General features: G+C 70.7%; 1 protein-coding gene. It reads left to right on the top strand.

Annotation, left to right across the window (positions count from 1 at the left end; all coding sequences use genetic code 11):
• On the top strand, window positions 1–471 hold a 471-nt coding region (locus tag HMPREF2914_RS33045), incomplete at both ends, for an Ig-like domain-containing protein (RefSeq protein ID WP_256562286.1).

Here is a 471-nt window from a genome sequence, read left to right as displayed (position 1 = left end):
ACGGCAGCGGCAACTGGACGTTCACCCCGGGCACCCCGCTGGCCAACGGCACCGTGATCAACGCGGTGGCCCAGGACCCGGCCGGCAACACCAGCGGTCCGGCCAGCGTCACCGTCGATGCCATCGCCCCGCCGGCGCCGGTGATCGATCCGAGCAACGGAGTCGTCATCAGCGGTACGGCGGAAGCCGGGGCCACGGTGATCCTCACCGACGGCAACGGCAACCCGGTCGGCCAGGTCACCGCCGACGGCAGCGGCAACTGGGCCTTCACGCCCGCTACGCCGTTGGCCAATGGCACGGTGATCAATGCGCTGGCCCAGGACGCCGCCGGCAACAACAGCAGTCCCACCAGCGCCACCGTCGACTCGCTGGCGCCAGCAGCCCCGGTGATCGATCCGAGCAACGGTAGCGTGATCGCCGGTACCGCCGAGGCTGGTGCCACGGTGATCCTCACCGACGGCAACGGCAACC

It is taken from the genome of Pseudomonas sp. HMSC067G02, assembly GCF_001813485.1.
In the GTDB taxonomy this organism is placed as follows: Bacteria; Pseudomonadota; Gammaproteobacteria; order Pseudomonadales; family Pseudomonadaceae; genus Pseudomonas; species Pseudomonas aeruginosa.
This window is presented reverse-complemented; position numbering and strand designations above follow the sequence as displayed.